Genomic DNA, 16,348 nt, shown 5'->3' with positions numbered 1-16,348 from the left:
GTTTAATAATTCATCAAGATAGTGCTTCCGTTAGTTCTTACGTAAATTGAGTTGATGGGAGCGAAAGGCGGTTCTGTGAATGTTGAATGTTGAATAGAAAACACCTGAGTAAATTTATTGGATGTTACATGAATCAGCCTGATACGAAATTCGCAAGTGCGGATTTAACGGAACGCAGCAACAAATGGAATTGGGCACTATTGGCACTGTTGGTCTACGGTATTTTACTTGCTGTTACAGTGATCGGTTCCGGTTTTAAACTTGCTACCGGTGAACATGCCAAGTCGTTATTTGAATTTGCGGCTAACCCCATTCTTGGATTGATTATTGGGATGGTTTCCACCGCTCTGATCCAATCCTCCAGTACAGTCTCCTCAATTGTTGTCGCGATGGTCGCCGGTGGTTTGCCGATAGAAATTGCTGTTCCCATGATTATGGGCGCGAATATTGGCACCAGCATTACAAGCACTATTGTTAGCCTTGGGCATGTTGCCGACAAAGAAGAGTTTCAGCGTGCTTTTAACGCCGCAACCATTCACGACTTTTTCAACGTTATCTGCGTTTTCATCTTTTTGCCTCTAGAAATTGCATTCGGCTTTTTGGAAAAATTAAGCGGTGCCATGGTGGAGCTTTTTTCTTCTAGCTCAGGTATGGTGATTGGTGGCTTTAACCCGATAAAAGTGATTACTCAACCCTTTAGTACAGTGCTAACCGACTGGTTGTCTTTTATGTCTCCAGTATATGCCGGTGTAACAATGGCTATTATTGGTGTTGCCCTGATTATTATATCAATTACCTTTATGGGTAAGACGATGAAGTCTTTAATGGTCGGGAAAGCTAAAGATATCCTGCATAGCAGCATTGGCAAGGGGCCGTTACGTGGTATAGCTTCTGGTACTGTAGTGACTGTTTTGGTTCAGTCGTCTTCTACTACCACTTCATTGGTGGTTCCTTTGGTTGGAAATGGCGTGTTAACTGCGCGAGACATTTATCCATTTACACTGGGGGCGAATATCGGCACATGTATTACCGCGTTGTTAGCGGCGATTGCCGTTACAGGCCCGAATGCGGGGTTTGCTTTGCAGATCGCTTTTGTACATTTAATGTATAACGTATTGGGTGTCGTTGTGATTTATGGAGTGAAGTTCTTGAGAAACATTCCATTGAACCTGTCATATCAGCTGTCTGTGAATGTGGCTGAGCAGAAGTTATACGGGTTGGCTTACATCCTGACTCTGTTTTTTATCCTTCCTCTTTCCATTATTACGGTTGCTGGGTAATTACTATTCTTATTGAATGCTGAACTATCTGACAGATAGTTCAGCGTCAACATCTCGCTTACTGCACCAGCTTCCAACGTAATGTTTGTCCTGCATGAAACGGCACAATAGGCTGCCCATTCGGTAACTGAATACTCTCTGGAATCTGCCAGGTTTCCTGAACTAACGTTATAGTCTTGGTATTTCTTGGAAGACCGTAAAAGTCAGGACCGTAGAAGCTGGCAAAGGCTTCCAGTTTATTCAGTATTCCCAAGTCTTCAAAAATTTGAGCGTAGAGTTCAATGGCACTCCAGGCACTGTAACACCCGGCACAACCGCAGGCGTTTTCTTTATTTCTTTGCTCATGAGGTGCAGAATCTGTGCCTAGGAAGAACTTGGATGAACCACTGCAGACGGCTTCTTGTAGCGCTTCTTGATGGGTGCTGCGCTTTAAAACAGGTAAACAATAATTGTGTGGTCGAATGCCGCCAACTAACAGGTCGTTCCTGTTAAGCATTAAATGTTGAGGAGTGATCGTGGCTGCAACATTGTCGCTTGCACCACTTACAAATTCGACGGCGTCTTTAGTCGTGATATGTTCCATCACCACTTTGAGGCTGGGGATGGTTTCGACGATAGCACGCAGGTGTTCATCGATAAAGCGCTGCTCTCTATCAAAAATATCCACGTGAGATTCAGTCACTTCGCCATGAACCAGTAACAACATCCCCTGTTCCGCCATCGTTTCGAAAACAGGGTAGAGAGCTGATAAAGAAGCTACACCCGCATCGGAGTTGGTCGTTGCACCGGCAGGATAAAGCTTGGCAGCGAGAATGCCTGCCCGTTTAGCCGTAATAATATCTTCGGGGAGCGTTTTATTTGTAAGATAAAGCGTTAATAGAGGTTCAAAATCACTTCCGGCTGGAGCAGCCGCTTCAATTCTTGAGCGATACTGCAGAGCCATTTCAGCATTGGTGACAGGAGGAACCAGGTTTGGCATTACAATGGCTCTTCTGAAGCATCTAGCCGTTGCTGGCACTGTTTCGGGAAGCATGTCGTTATCTCTAAGATGAACATGCCAATCGTCGGGTTGGATAATGGTAAGCTCTGTCATAGCTGTTCCTGATGCGCTCTCTTTTTTTAATAGATAAATGTTATTAAACCGGTACGGTTATCGTAAATAGTACGCTATCCATTAAGGGTTTTTGCAGGATTTACAGAAATTTTGTCAATTTATAGCACTTTCGGTCAATTATTTGCTGCAAAAGGGTGAATTTATATTAAAAGTCATGTTCTTTGAGCGAAGTTATAGCATGAAAGTTCATATTTTAATGATTCTTCTCCTAAAGCGCTTTTTCATGTTCTATACTTAGACAACTGCCATTAGTACCTGGCTATTCATGTATCGATTTTTATTCGTTTTTTGGTTTTGGGCTACGTTATTTTGCTATGGAGCTTATGCTGAGACTTTGGAGGTTGTTACCGAAGAAACACCTCCATTGCAGTATATGGTTGACGGGGAATTGCGTGGCAGAAGCACCGAAATTGTCAGAGATGTATTAGCAACAGCAGGGTTAGAAGCGAACTTTAAAGTTTATCCTTGGGCTAGAGCTTACAATATTGCCAAGAACAATAAAAATACTCTGATTTACTCTATTTTAAGAACTCAAAATCGCGAAAGACATTTCGCCTGGATTGGGGCTATTGGTCACTTTAAGCTGGGTTTCGTTCATCTTTCAGATCGAACAGACATAAAACTAAAAACATTTGATGATGTTAAAAAATGGCGTTTAGGGGTAATCAGGGAGGATTTTACTCAACAGTATTTTATTGATCTGGGGTTTAAAGAAGATGAAAATTTCATTTTACGAGGTACTCTGAAAGAGCTTGTGAACCTGATGTTCAGCCGTAAAATTGATTTATTTGTTGGAGATCTGACACTCATTCATCCCCTTGCTAAAGCCTATGGTTTTGATGAAACACAATTGTCCGTACAGTTTTTCCCGGAAGATTTTGATCGCGATGTTTACCTTGCTGCGAACATTAACACTGATAAAGCGGTCGTTGACGCTTTAACAAAGGCGTTAGAGGAAGTGCGAGCTAGACCTGAATATATCAACGGCTTTAAACGTAGCCTGCCAGAACAAGATCGTGGTCGTTTACGGGTTCTTGACAGGTATAAGTAAGCTGTCTTCGTATCATCGCGTGCTGTTCTACCCCTGTTTTGGGGGGTTTCTTGGCCGACAATCCCCTGATTTTATTACTCATCGTTTTGCTTATAAGTAATATCCTCTCGCTCTAGCTTGTATCATTTCCACTAATGAGTATAATACCGCTCCCTCCTTTTTCGTGGCTCTGAGCTTTCCCAAATAACGAAGAGCAGTTCACAGAGGTAATGTGGTTGTAGCTCGAATGCTTGGTTTTTACGAAGGAAGGGATAGGGAAGAGATTTTAGGGGTGTAGTTCCAATTGGTAGAACAGCGGTCTCCAAAACCGATGGTTGGGGGTTCGAGTCCCTCCACCCCTGCCAGAATTAAGCGACGTGTAACGTACAGAAAAGGTTTAGAAATGAGTGAGAATGCGGCCAACAATGCTGGTTCATTTGACATGTTCAAATGGTTACTGGTGATTGTGTTACTTACTGCTGCGGTAGGCGGTAATTATTATTTTGATCAGGCATCAGTATTAATCCGGGCAGTCGGTGTTGTTGTTGCTGTAATCGTAGCTTTACTTATCGCATCGAAAACAGGTAAAGGAACGCAATTTGTGAATTTTGCTTCTGAAGCCCGCATCGAAGTACGCAAAGTTGTTTGGCCCACTCGCCAGGAAACCACTCAAACGACTATGATTGTTATGGTAGCGACCTTTGTCATGGCTCTGTTGTTGTGGGGTTTAGATGGCATTGCTGTTCGCGTGGTTTCATTTATCACAGGAGTGGGTATCTAATGTCAGAAAAACGTTGGTACGTTGTACAAGCTTTCTCAGGCTATGAAGGCAGAGTTAAGAAAACTCTTGAAGAACACATCAAAATGCACGAGATGCAAGAGTACTTCGGAGAAATCCTTGTACCTACTGAAGAAGTCGTAGAAATGCGTGCCGGTCAAAAGCGTAAGAGCGAACGCAAGTTTTTCCCAGGCTATGTATTGGTTGAAATGGAAATGAACGATGACTCATGGCACTTGGTGAAAAGTGTTCCTCGAGTTCTTGGTTTCATTGGTGGTACAACGGATCGCCCTGCACCAATCAGCAAGCGCGAAGCTGACGCTATCTTGAATCGTCTTGAAGAGTCGGTTGATAAGCCAAAGCCAAAAACATTGTTCGAGCCGGGCGAAGTGGTTCGTGTTACCGATGGTCCTTTTGCAGACTTCAATGGTGTAGTCGAAGAAGTCGACTACGAGAAGAACCGTTTGAAAGTCTCTGTTTTGATCTTTGGCCGTTCTACTCCTGTTGAGCTAGAGTTCAGTCAGGTAGAGAAGGGGTAAGACTGAGTTACTGAGTCTTAAACTCAAGAAATTTACTTTGGTCACAGAGAAATTTCGAAAGCGAGCACAAGTTGCTCGCTTTTCTTTTTTCAGTCCCTTATTTATGAAAATTCAGGAAAAAAAGCATCGGCCCCTTTTCCAGTTTGTAAAGATTCCTTGTACACCTACTTTATATAGTTGCCAAAGGATAGTCCTTGCACTATAAATACTGTCAGTTTTTCGGCGTGTTTTCAGTCAGTTAACTATCTGAAAATATCACCATCATTTTCCGTAAAGCAAAATCAAGACCAATATTTAAAAAAGAGCTCAATAATGCTTGTCAGGCCAGTGAGATTAAAATATAATCTGCGGCCTTTTATAACACGGGAAGCCGTTTGAGCAGGTAAACTCATTACTTGCGAGGCGTTTAACCCACATTGAGAGACAACCGAAATGGCTAAGAAAATTGTTGGCTTGATTAAGTTGCAGGTTGCCGCTGGCGCTGCAAACCCAAGTCCACCAGTTGGTCCTGCTTTGGGTCAGCATGGTGTGAACATCATGGAATTCTGTAAAGCATTTAACGCTAGAACAGAAAGCCTGGAAAAAGGGATGCCTATCCCTGTACAGATCTCTGTTTATGAAGATCGCTCTTTCACTTTTGAAACTAGAACTCCACCAGCATCTTTCTTGTTGAAAAAAGCTGCTGGCATTAAGAGTGGTTCTGGTCGTCCTAATACTGACAAAGTGGGTACAGTTACCCGTGCTCAGTTGGAAGAGATTGTTACTACGAAAAAACCTGACCTGACAGCTGCCGATATGGAAGCTGGTGTTCGTACTATTGCTGGTACTGCACGTAGTATGGGTCTAAAGGTGGAGGGCTAATTCATGGCAAAGCTAACTAAACGTATGCGTACTATCCGTGAAAAGGTAGATGCAACTAAAGATTATGAAATCAATGAAGCTATTGCATTATTGAAAGAATTGGCAACCGCCAAGTTCGCTGAAAGCATGGATGTTGCAGTAAACCTGGGCATCGACGCTCGTAAATCTGACCAAAACGTTCGTGGTGCAACAGTATTGCCTCACGGTACTGGTAAAGATGTGCGCGTAGCGGTATTTACTCAGGGCGCTGCTGCCGAAGCTGCTAAAGCAGCGGGTGCTGACGTAGTCGGTATGGAAGATTTGGCTGAGCAAGTCAAAAAAGGCGAAATGAACTTCGATGTTGTTGTTGCTTCTCCTGATGCAATGCGCGTTGTGGGTCAATTAGGCCAAATCCTTGGCCCTCGTGGCCTTATGCCTAACCCTAAAACTGGCACTGTTACTCCTGATGTTGTAACTGCGGTTAAGAATGCAAAAGCGGGTCAGGTTCGTTACCGTAACGATAAGAACGGTATCATCCACGCTAGCATCGGTAAGGCATCTTTTGAACCTAAGCAAATCCAGGAAAACCTGGAAGCATTGTTGGACGCGCTTAAGAAAGCCAAGCCTTCAAGTGCAAAAGGTTCTTACTTTAAGAAAATCAGCCTGAGCACCACTATGGGTGCAGGCGTATCTGTCGACCAAAGTTCGTTGGCAGTTTAATCGAATGTGGGTTGGAGCCTGAATATTCCTAACCGGAATTCAGGTTCCCGTCCAAGACCGTAGGCGCAAATACTCATAGAGTAAATGCTTAATCGTGAAAGCCTACGCAGACGGTAGTTCAGCTCAGACTCTCTGGGGAAATGAACACCGTGGAACGGTAGCACCGAAGCTGGAAACAGAATGACGTGTTGCCAATCTATGAAACTTGGGATGAAGTTCGTCTGATTCCCGGTAACTAAGAGGTGATCTCAGTGGCATTAGGTTTAGCAGCAAAAAAAGAGATCGTTGCTGAAGTAAGCAACGTAGCGTCTCAAGCGCTATCCGTCGCCGTCGCTGAATATCGCGGAATGGAAGTAGCAGACTTGACTGCTCTGCGTGTTAAGGCTCGTGAGCAAGGTGTATATCTGAGAGTTATCAGAAACACTTTGGCAAAACGCGCTTTAGCCGACAGTAAGTTCGCTGATATGGACAGTGCTTTAACTGGTCCACTTATCTATGGCTTCTCTATGGAAGCTCCAGGTGGTGCGGCTCGTCTTTTCAAAGATTTTTCGAAAGAAAAGAAAGACAACAAGTTAAAAGTAACAGCATTGTCAATCGGTAGTGGCTTACTTGGTCCAGAAAAGTTAGATGCGGTTGCATCACTTCCGACTCGCGACGAAGCTCTGGCAAAACTTCTTGCTACCTTCAAAGCACCTGTTGGCAAATTTGTTCGTACTATCAACGAAGTACCTACCAAATTTGTTCGCGTGCTGGCGGCTATCAAAGACACTAAATAATTTAGCGTCTTTAAGACTTGAATATTTGTTTTAACATTTTTAACCCAGGAGTTTAGAGAAATGGCTCTAACTAAAGAAGATATCTTGAATGCGATTGCTGAAATGCCAGTTATGGAATTGGTTGAGCTAATCGAAGCAGCAGAAGAAAAATTCGGCGTTGAAGCTACTGCAGCTGTTGCAGTTGCTGCTGGTCCTGCTGTTGCTGCTGAAGCTGCAGAAGAAAAGACTGAGTTCGACGTTGTTATGACTGCTTTCGGCGCTAACAAAGTTGCTGTTATCAAAGCTGTTCGTGGCGCAACTGGTCTTGGCCTTAAAGAAGCTAAAGAGTTGGTTGAAGCTGCTCCTAAAGCAATCAAAGAAGGCATTTCTAAAGCAGAAGCTGAAGCACTTCAAAAAGAACTTGAAGAAGCTGGTGCAACTGTTGAAGTTAAGTAATCTGTTGCAAAACAGTTTACAGCCAGAAATGGCACAGGCTGGTGGTTAATTAACCACCAGCCTTTTTGCGCTGTGGGATAGTGCAGCTTCACCGTTGATTGCCTATCCTTATAAAGCGTCAGGAAGCGTTATCTAAAAAATAATCCATATACACCTAAGGTATTTAGGTTTATTGGGTCGGTAAACGTTACTAAAACGGTGCTGAGAATTGCCGCTACGCTAAACAGTCGGCAACTAGGGTCAAAAATCAGCAGACTGAGGAATCCATGGTTTACTCTTATAGCGAAAAGAAACGTATCCGCAAGGACTTTGGCAAACGCCCACAGGTATTGGAAATCCCATACCTTCTTTCTATTCAACTTGACTCATTTCGTAAGTTCATAGAAGTTGATCCAGAAGGCCAATACGGCCTGGAAGCGGCGTTCCGTTCGGTATTCCCAATTAAAAGCTACTCTGGCAGTTCAGAGTTGCAATATGTGAATTATCGCCTAGGCGAGCCAGTATTTGATGTGAAAGAATGTCAAATTCGAGGCTTGACTTATTCTGCCCCTCTACGGGTTAAATTGCGTATGGTTCTCTATGATAGAGAAGCAGCGCCAGGCACTGTAAAAGATATCAAAGAACAAGAAGTGTATATGGGTGAAATTCCGTTAATGACGGACACCGGCACTTTTGTTATCAATGGTACTGAACGTGTTATCGTTTCTCAGTTGCACCGTTCACCCGGTGTATTCTTCGATCACGACCGTGGTAAGACTCACTCTTCTGGTAAGGTGTTATATAACGCTCGTGTTATTCCTTACCGTGGCTCCTGGTTAGACTTCGAATTCGATCCTAAAGATAATCTCTTTGTTCGTATCGATCGTCGCCGTAAGCTGCCTGCAACAATTGTCTTGCGTGCAATGGATATGAGCACAGAAGAAATTCTGAGCTTGTTCTTCGAAAAAGAAACGGTTCGTATCTCAGAGAAGTCATTCCTGATGAGTATCGTACCGGATCGTTTGCGTGGTGAAACTGCGAAGTTCGATATTAAAGATGCCGAAGGTAATGTGCTTGTAGAAGCTGGCCGTCGTGTATCTGCTCGCCACACTCGTCAAATGGAAAAAGCAGGCATTGCTGAACTGGAAGTTCCAGCAGAATTCCTGTTAGGGCGTGTTTACGCTGTTAATTACATTGATGAGAAAACCGGTGAAATCATCGTAAATGCTAACGATGAAGTAACCCTGGAAAATATTCATGCAATTACCCAGGCTGGTTTCGACAGTTTTGAAACTCTGTACATCAACGATTTGGATCATGGTTCATACATTTCTGATACTGTTCGTATAGACCCTAGTAGCAACAGATTGGAAGCATTGGTAGAGATCTACCGCATGATGCGTCCTGGTGAACCGCCAACGAAAGATGCTGCTGAAGCATTGTTCGACAACTTGTTTTTCTCTGAAGAACGTTATGACCTTTCCTCAGTCGGTCGTATGAAGTTCAACCGCCGCTTAGGCCGAGAAGAACTGATTGGTGAAGGTACATTGAGTAAAATGGACATTATCGACGTTATGAGACAGCTGATTGCTATCCGTGACGGTAAAGATGATGTTGATGATATTGACCACTTGGGTAACCGTCGTATCCGTAGTGTTGGTGAGATGGCTGAGAACCAGTTCCGTGTCGGTTTGGTTCGTGTTGAAAGAGCAGTAAAAGAACGCTTGAGCTTGGGCGATTTAGACAATGTAATGCCTCAAGACCTGATCAACGCCAAGCCAATTTCTGCTGCGGTTAAAGAGTTCTTTGGTTCAAGCCAATTGTCTCAGTTCATGGATCAAAACAACCCATTGTCAGAAGTTACACATAAACGTCGTGTTTCTGCATTAGGTCCTGGTGGTTTGACTCGTGAGCGTGCCGGCTTTGAGGTTCGTGACGTACATCCAACTCACTATGGTCGTGTATGTCCTATCGAGACTCCTGAAGGTCCAAACATCGGTTTGATCAACTCATTGTCTTGTTATGCCCGTACCAACGATTACGGTTTCCTGGAAACGCCATACCGTAAGATTGTTGATGGTATCGTAACGGATGACGTTGAGTATTTGTCAGCCATCGAAGAAGGTTTATACCCAATCGCTCAGGCAAGCGCGGTATTAACTGAAGACAGTCGTTTGGCTGATGACCTGGTTCCATGTCGTCATAAAGGTGAATTCACCTTGATGTCTAAAGAAGACATTAAATTCATGGACGTTGCGCCGCAACAGATCGTTTCAGTTGCTGCCAGTATTATCCCGTTCCTTGAACACGATGACGCAAACCGTGCCTTGATGGGATCGAACATGCAACGTCAAGCCGTACCTACACTAAGAGCTGAGAAGCCTCTGGTTGGTACTGGTATGGAGAAAACGGTTGCTATCGACTCAGGCGTAACCGTTGTTGCCAAGCGTGGTGGTGTTGTTGATTACGTTGACGCCAGCCGTATTGTTATCAAAGTAAATGATAACGAAATGGTTGCGGGTGAAGCCGGTATCGACATCTACAACCTGACTAAATATACGCGTTCTAACCAAAACACTTGTATCAACCAAAAGCCTACAGTAAACGTTGGTGAACCCATTGTTGCTGGTGATGTATTGGCTGATGGCCCTTCAACCGATTTGGGTGAATTGGCGCTTGGTCAGAACATGCGCATCGCATTTATGCCTTGGAACGGCTTCAACTTCGAGGACTCGATCCTGATTTCTGAGCGTGTAGCTCAAGAAGACCGTTTCACAACCATCCACATTCAGGAATTGAGCTGTATTGCTCGTGACACTAAATTAGGGCCTGAAGAAATCAGCTCTGATATTCCTAACGTGGGTGAGTCTGCACTAAGCAAACTGGATGAATCTGGTGTTGTTTATATCGGTGCAGAAGTTAAAGGTGGTGACATTCTGGTAGGTAAAGTAACACCTAAAGGTGAAACTCAACTGACGCCAGAAGAGAAACTATTACGTGCTATTTTCGGTGAGAAAGCGTCTGACGTTAAAGATACCTCTTTGCGTGTACCTAACAGTGTTCACGGTACAGTTATCGACGTACAGGTCTTCACTCGTGATGGCGTAGAAAAAGACAAGCGTGCTTTGGAAATCGAAGACATGCAACTTCGTCAGGTCAAGAAAGACCTGGGGGACGAATTTGGTATTTTGGCAGACGGCATCTTTGCCCGTACACGTAACTTGTTAATTAACAACGGCGTGTCGGAAGATAAGTTGAATACTCTGCCAAGAGAAAAATGGTTCGATATTCCACTACAAAACGAAGATGCACAGTCTGAGTTGGAACAAAGCGCTGACCAATACGCAGAAACCAAAGAAGACTTCGATAAGAAGTTTGAAGCGAAACGTCGCAAGATCACTCAAGGTGACGACCTTGCTCCAGGTGTATTGAAGATCGTTAAGGTCTACCTGGCTGTTAAGCGTCAAATTCAACCGGGTGACAAAATGGCGGGTCGTCACGGTAACAAGGGTGTTATCTCGTCTATCCAGCCAGTTGAAGATATGCCTTACGATGAAAACGGCACGCCGGTTGATATCGTATTGAACCCTCTGGGTGTACCTTCACGTATGAACATCGGTCAGATCCTTGAAACTCACTTGGGGATGGCTGCAAACGGCTTGGGTGTGAAGATTGATCGCATGATCAAAGAACAGCAAGAATTGGCGAAATTACGCGAGTTCCTGCAAGAAGTATATAACTCCGGTACTGGTCGTCAGGAAGTTGATTTATCAACCTTTACTGATGACGAAGTAAGACGCTTGGCTGAAAACCTGCGTCGTGGTGTACCGACTGCTACGCCAGTATTCGATGGTGCTACTGAAGCTGAAATCAAAGAGTTGTTGAAGTTGGCTGATTTGCCTGAAAGTGGCCAGATCAGACTATACGACGGTCGTACAGGCCAACAATTCGAGCGTCCGGTTACTGTAGGTTACATGTATATGCTGAAGTTGAACCACTTGGTTGACGACAAAATGCATGCTCGTTCTACAGGTTCGTACAGCTTGGTTACTCAACAGCCGTTGGGTGGTAAAGCACAGTTCGGTGGACAGCGTTTCGGGGAGATGGAAGTGTGGGCACTTGAAGCTTACGGTGCTGCTTATACTCTTCAAGAAATGTTGACTGTTAAGTCCGATGACGTGAATGGTCGTACCAAGATGTATAAGAACATCGTGGACGGGGATCACCGTATGGAACCCGGAATGCCGGAATCTTTCAACGTATTGTTGAAAGAGATTCGTTCTCTGGGTATCAACATCGAGTTGGAAGAACAATAGGGCGCTCTGTGGCTTCTATGTTGAATAGAAGCCATAAAGAAAGAGCAGTTGGTAAGGGCTGCAAGCGATATTCGCGCAGCCCTGTCAGGTTGGTTGACTCCGTCGGGAGAACATTGTGAAAGACTTACTAAAGTTTCTCAAACAGCAAAATAAAACAGAAGAATTCGATCAGATCCGAATCGGTCTGACGTCACCAGATATGATCCGTTCATGGTCATTCGGTGAAGTTAAAAAGCCAGAAACCATTAACTACCGTACCTTTAAACCAGAGCGTGACGGTTTGTTCTGTGCCCGTATTTTTGGCCCTACAAAAGATTACGAGTGCTTGTGTGGTAAGTACAAGCGCCTTAAGCATCGCGGTGTTATCTGCGAAAAATGTGGTGTTGAAGTAACACTGACTAAAGTGCGTCGTGAGCGTATGGGTCACATTGAATTGGCCAGTCCAGTTGCCCACATTTGGTTTTTGAAATCATTGCCATCCCGTATCGGTTTGATGCTGGATATGACATTACGTGACATTGAACGCGTATTGTACTTTGAATCTTACGTGGTGACTGAGCCAGGTATGACTACCCTTGAGCGTAGCCAACTTCTTACTGAAGAAGAATATCTGGATGCATTGGAAGAGCACGGCGACGAGTTCGAAGCCAAAATGGGTGCGGAAGCGATTTTCGACCTGTTACTGGATTTGAATGTCGATTCTGATGTTGCTTCAATGCGTGAAGAACTGCCAAGCATTACATCTGAAACCAAGCGTAAAAAGGTTACTAAGCGTCTGAAGCTACTGGAAGCATTCCAGCAATCAGGTAACAAGCCTGAGTGGATGATCATGACGGTATTGCCAGTATTGCCACCGGATTTGCGTCCATTGGTACCTCTGGACGGTGGTCGTTTCGCAACTTCAGATTTGAACGATTTGTATCGTCGCGTTATCAACCGTAACAACCGTTTGAAGCGTTTGTTGGATTTGGCTGCGCCTGACATCATCGTTCGTAACGAAAAACGTATGTTGCAAGAAGCGGTAGACGCCTTGTTGGATAATGGTCGTCGCGGTCGTGCGATTACTGGTTCTAACAAGCGCCCTCTGAAATCGCTTGCTGACATGATTAAAGGTAAGCAAGGTCGTTTCCGTCAGAACTTGTTGGGTAAACGTGTTGACTATTCAGGCCGTTCTGTAATTACAGTTGGTCCTACTTTGCGTTTGCACCAGTGTGGTCTTCCCAAGAAGATGGCTTTGGAATTGTTCAAGCCTTTCATCTACGGCAAATTGGAAGGTCGCGGTTTGGCGACAACCATTAAAGCTGCCAAGAAGATGGTAGAGCGCGAAGCGCCGGAAGTTTGGGACGTTCTTGACGAGGTTATCCGTGAGCATCCGGTATTATTGAACCGTGCTCCTACTCTTCACAGATTGGGTATCCAGGCTTTTGAACCGATTCTAATCGAAGGTAAAGCGATTCAGTTGCACCCGCTGGTGTGTGCGGCTTATAACGCCGACTTCGACGGTGACCAAATGGCGGTACACGTACCGTTGACGATTGAAGCACAGTTAGAATCTCGTGCTTTAATGATGTCTACCAACAACATCTTGTCACCTGCAAACGGTGAACCCATCATCGTACCATCTCAGGACGTTGTATTGGGCTTGTATTATATGACTCGTGAGCGTGTTAATGCACCGGGTGAAGGCATGGTATTCGCAAGTCCTAAGGAAGCTGAAAAAGCTTACCGTACCGGAGTTGCAGAACTACATGCGCGCGTTAAAGTTCGTCTTAACCAGGTTACTATTGATAAAGACGGCAACCGTTCTGAAGAAATTAAACTGGTTGATACCACTGTTGGTCGTGCCATTTTGTCCTTGTGCTTACCTGAAGGTTTACCATTTGACCTGATGAACCAGCCTATGGGTAAAAAAGCCATTTCTCGCTTATTGAACGCTTGTTACCGTAGTCTGGGCTTGAAATACTCAGTATTGACCGCTGACCAAATCATGTATACCGGATTCCACTACGCGATGAAAGCGGGTGCATCTATCGGTATCGATGACATGGTTATTCCAGATGAAAAATCTGAAATTATCGAAAGCGCAGAAGCCGAAGTTGCTGAAATTCAGGAGCAGTTCCAATCTGGTTTGGTAACAGCGGGTGAACGTTACAACAAAGTAATCGATATTTGGTCTGCTGCTAACGAACGCGTTTCTAAAGCCATGATGTCAAACCTGTCTAAAGAACAGGTTATGAACCGTAATGGCGAAATGGAAGAGCAAGACTCTTTCAACTCAGTTTATATGATGGCTGACTCTGGTGCTCGTGGTAGTGCCGCTCAGATTCGTCAGTTGGCTGGTATGCGTGGCTTGATGGCTAAACCGGACGGTTCAATCATCGAAACACCGATTACGGCAAACTTCCGTGAAGGTCTGAACGTACTACAGTACTTCATCTCAACTCACGGTGCTCGTAAAGGTTTGGCCGATACAGCATTGAAAACAGCAAACTCGGGTTACCTGACTCGTCGTTTGGTTGACGTTGCACAAGACGTAGTAATCAACGCTGATGATTGCGGTACTTTCGAAGGTATCGTGATGAAGCCTCTTATTGAAGGTGGTGACGTTGTAGAACCATTGCGTGAGCGCGTATTGGGCCGTGTTGTTGCAGAAGATGTTGTTAAGCCTGGAACCACTGAAATCCTGGTTGAGCGTAATGTTCTTCTGGACGAAAAACTGGTTGATTTGTTGGAAGCCAACTCTGTAGACCAAATTATCGTTCGTTCAGTAATTACCTGTGACAATGACTTTGGTGTTTGTGCCAAGTGTTATGGTCGTGACCTTGCTCGTGGTCATATGGTTGCGGCTGGTGAAGCAGTTGGTGTTATCGCTGCTCAATCAATCGGTGAGCCTGGTACACAGTTGACGATGCGTACGTTCCACATCGGTGGTGCAGCATCAAGAGCCTCGGCGGAAAACAGTGTTCAAATTAAGAACAACGGTAGCTTGAAGCTTCATAACTCTAAAAACGTACGTAACACAGACGGCAAGTTAGTTATCGTTTCACGTTCAACTGAACTAACCGTTATTGATGAATTCGGTCGTGAAAAAGAGCGCTATAAAGTGCCTTATGGTGCGATATTGAGCGTTGATGATGGTGCAAAAGTTACATCTGGTGATATCGTTGCTAACTGGGATCCGCATTCGCATCCAATCGTAACTGAACGTACAGCGAAAGTTAACTTCTCTGACGTTGACGACAGTAACACTGAGATGCAGCAAGATGACATCACTGGTCTGTCACGTATCGTTGTTAAAGATTTGGCGAAAGCCGCTGCGAAAGAACCTAAACTGATTTTGGATATTGAAGAAGTTGGTTTACAGGAAATTCGCTTACCAAGCTTTACTACCATCGAAATTTCTGATGGTGCTACGGCGAGCCCTGGTGACGTGTTAGCGCGTATTCCTCAGGAAAGTTCGAAAACACGCGACATCACGGGTGGTCTACCGCGCGTTGCTGACTTGTTCGAAGCTCGTAAGCCTAAAGAACCTGCTATTTTGGCAGAGGTTTCTGGTACGGTTGGTTTCGGTAAAGAAACCAAAGGTAAGAAGCGCTTGATCATTACACCTGAGAAAGGTGAACAGTATGAAGAGATGATCCCTAAATGGCGTCAACTTAACGTGTTTGAAGGTGAGCGCGTTGAACGTGGTGAAGTCATTGCCGACGGACCAGAATCCCCACATGACATTTTGCGTCTACGTGGTATCAGTGCAGTGTCTAACTACATTGTTAACGAGGTTCAGGAAGTTTACCGTCTACAGGGCGTAAAAATTAACGATAAGCACATTGAGGTTGTTATTCGCCAAATGTTGCGTAAGTGCGTTATTACTCATCCTGGTGACAGTATGTTCCTTGAAGGTGAACAGTGTGAAGTTTCTGACGTTAGCATTGCTAACCGTGAGTTGGAAAAACAAGGCAAGATGCCTGCGGAATATGAGGTTCAATTGCTGGGTATTACTAAAGCCTCGCTTTCAACTGAATCATTTATTTCTGCTGCGTCGTTCCAGGAAACAACTCGCGTACTAACAGAAGCTGCTGTTCAAGGTAAGCGTGACGATCTTCGTGGTCTGAAAGAAAACGTTATTGTTGGTCGCTTGATTCCGGCAGGTACAGGTTTGTCATACCATAAACGTCGTGCTCAAAAGCGTATGTCAGGTATGGAAGAAGAGTTGTCTGTATCGGCTGAAGAAGCAGAACAGGCGTTGACGGAAGCGTTAAATGCGGAAGTTTCAACGGATATGCCTTCTATTGAAGAATAATACCCGTTAGGGAAACTCTTTGAGCTTTCCAGATTTTTTAAACCCCGATCGCAAGACCGGGGTTTCTATTTTCTACAGCGCTGATTCAGAGGTTTGACCCTCTTTCTCTGAATAGTGACTCTAGCTTTACACTCGTTATCGATTATTAGCCCTCTAGAATCGCTTAATCTGCCTGAAAATCCCCCAAATTGTTGACAGTCCCTGCTTAGGTCTTTAGAATTCCGCGACCCCAATTATGGGG

The 16,348-nt window shown here is 44.5% G+C and carries 11 protein-coding genes and 1 tRNA gene; 11 read left to right on the top strand and 1 reads right to left on the bottom strand.

From position 1 onward, the window contains the following. Nucleotides 1-128 precede the first annotated feature (128 nt). Nucleotides 129-1,280 carry a Na/Pi symporter gene (locus KIH87_RS16590; RefSeq protein ID WP_232358969.1) on the top strand — a complete coding sequence of 384 codons (1,152 nt, stop codon included), beginning with the start codon at nucleotides 129-131 and terminating at the stop codon, nucleotides 1,278-1,280. Between the two features lie 58 nt (nucleotides 1,281-1,338). Here KIH87_RS16590 and pyrC read toward each other — a convergent pair whose 3' ends face one another. Further along, the gene (pyrC, locus tag KIH87_RS16585) at nucleotides 1,339-2,373 is read right to left on the bottom strand and encodes a dihydroorotase (RefSeq protein WP_232358968.1); all 1,035 of its coding nucleotides are present in this window, start codon (nucleotides 2,371-2,373) and stop codon (nucleotides 1,339-1,341) included. A gap of 286 nt (nucleotides 2,374-2,659) precedes the next feature. Between pyrC and KIH87_RS16580 the strand changes: the two genes are divergently transcribed. From KIH87_RS16580 to rpoC, 10 genes are all read left to right on the top strand, one after another. Next, nucleotides 2,660-3,445: a substrate-binding periplasmic protein gene (locus KIH87_RS16580; RefSeq protein WP_232358967.1), complete on the top strand. Its 786-nt coding sequence runs from the start codon at nucleotides 2,660-2,662 to the stop codon at nucleotides 3,443-3,445. Between the two features lie 267 nt (nucleotides 3,446-3,712). Next, nucleotides 3,713-3,789 (top strand) — tRNA-Trp (locus KIH87_RS16575). Between the two features lie 38 nt (nucleotides 3,790-3,827). Next, nucleotides 3,828-4,205, top strand: coding sequence for a preprotein translocase subunit SecE (gene secE, locus KIH87_RS16570; RefSeq protein ID WP_232358966.1), 378 nt, complete (start codon nucleotides 3,828-3,830; stop codon nucleotides 4,203-4,205). Continuing rightward, nucleotides 4,205-4,741, top strand: coding sequence for a transcription termination/antitermination protein NusG (nusG, locus tag KIH87_RS16565; RefSeq protein WP_232358965.1), 537 nt, complete (start codon nucleotides 4,205-4,207; stop codon nucleotides 4,739-4,741). Before secE ends, nusG begins: the two co-directional genes overlap by 1 nt. A 432-nt stretch (nucleotides 4,742-5,173) precedes the next feature. Beyond that, the gene (gene rplK / locus KIH87_RS16560) at nucleotides 5,174-5,602 is read left to right on the top strand and encodes a 50S ribosomal protein L11 (RefSeq protein WP_232358964.1); all 429 of its coding nucleotides are present in this window, start codon (nucleotides 5,174-5,176) and stop codon (nucleotides 5,600-5,602) included. Between the two features lie 3 nt (nucleotides 5,603-5,605). Beyond that, nucleotides 5,606-6,301, top strand: coding sequence for a 50S ribosomal protein L1 (gene rplA, locus KIH87_RS16555; RefSeq protein ID WP_232358963.1), 696 nt, complete (start codon nucleotides 5,606-5,608; stop codon nucleotides 6,299-6,301). Between the two features lie 251 nt (nucleotides 6,302-6,552). Continuing rightward, entirely contained in the window at nucleotides 6,553-7,077 is a 525-nt protein-coding gene (gene rplJ, locus KIH87_RS16550; RefSeq protein ID WP_232358962.1) for a 50S ribosomal protein L10, read from the top strand. A 60-nt stretch (nucleotides 7,078-7,137) separates the two neighbouring features. Then, entirely contained in the window at nucleotides 7,138-7,512 is a 375-nt protein-coding gene (rplL, locus tag KIH87_RS16545; RefSeq protein WP_232358961.1) for a 50S ribosomal protein L7/L12, read from the top strand. Between the two features lie 266 nt (nucleotides 7,513-7,778). After that, nucleotides 7,779-11,807 (top strand): DNA-directed RNA polymerase subunit beta, encoded by a 4,029-nt coding sequence (gene rpoB / locus KIH87_RS16540; RefSeq protein WP_232358960.1) that lies wholly within the window; start codon nucleotides 7,779-7,781, stop codon nucleotides 11,805-11,807. Between the two features lie 115 nt (nucleotides 11,808-11,922). Beyond that, nucleotides 11,923-16,107, top strand: a complete 4,185-nt coding sequence (gene rpoC, locus KIH87_RS16535) for a DNA-directed RNA polymerase subunit beta' (RefSeq protein ID WP_232358959.1) — start codon at nucleotides 11,923-11,925, stop codon at nucleotides 16,105-16,107. The last annotated feature ends 241 nt before the right edge of the window (nucleotides 16,108-16,348 follow it).

Source organism: Paraneptunicella aestuarii, from assembly GCF_019900845.1.
Lineage (GTDB): Bacteria > Pseudomonadota > Gammaproteobacteria > Enterobacterales > Alteromonadaceae > Paraneptunicella > Paraneptunicella aestuarii.
This window is presented reverse-complemented; position numbering and strand designations above follow the sequence as displayed.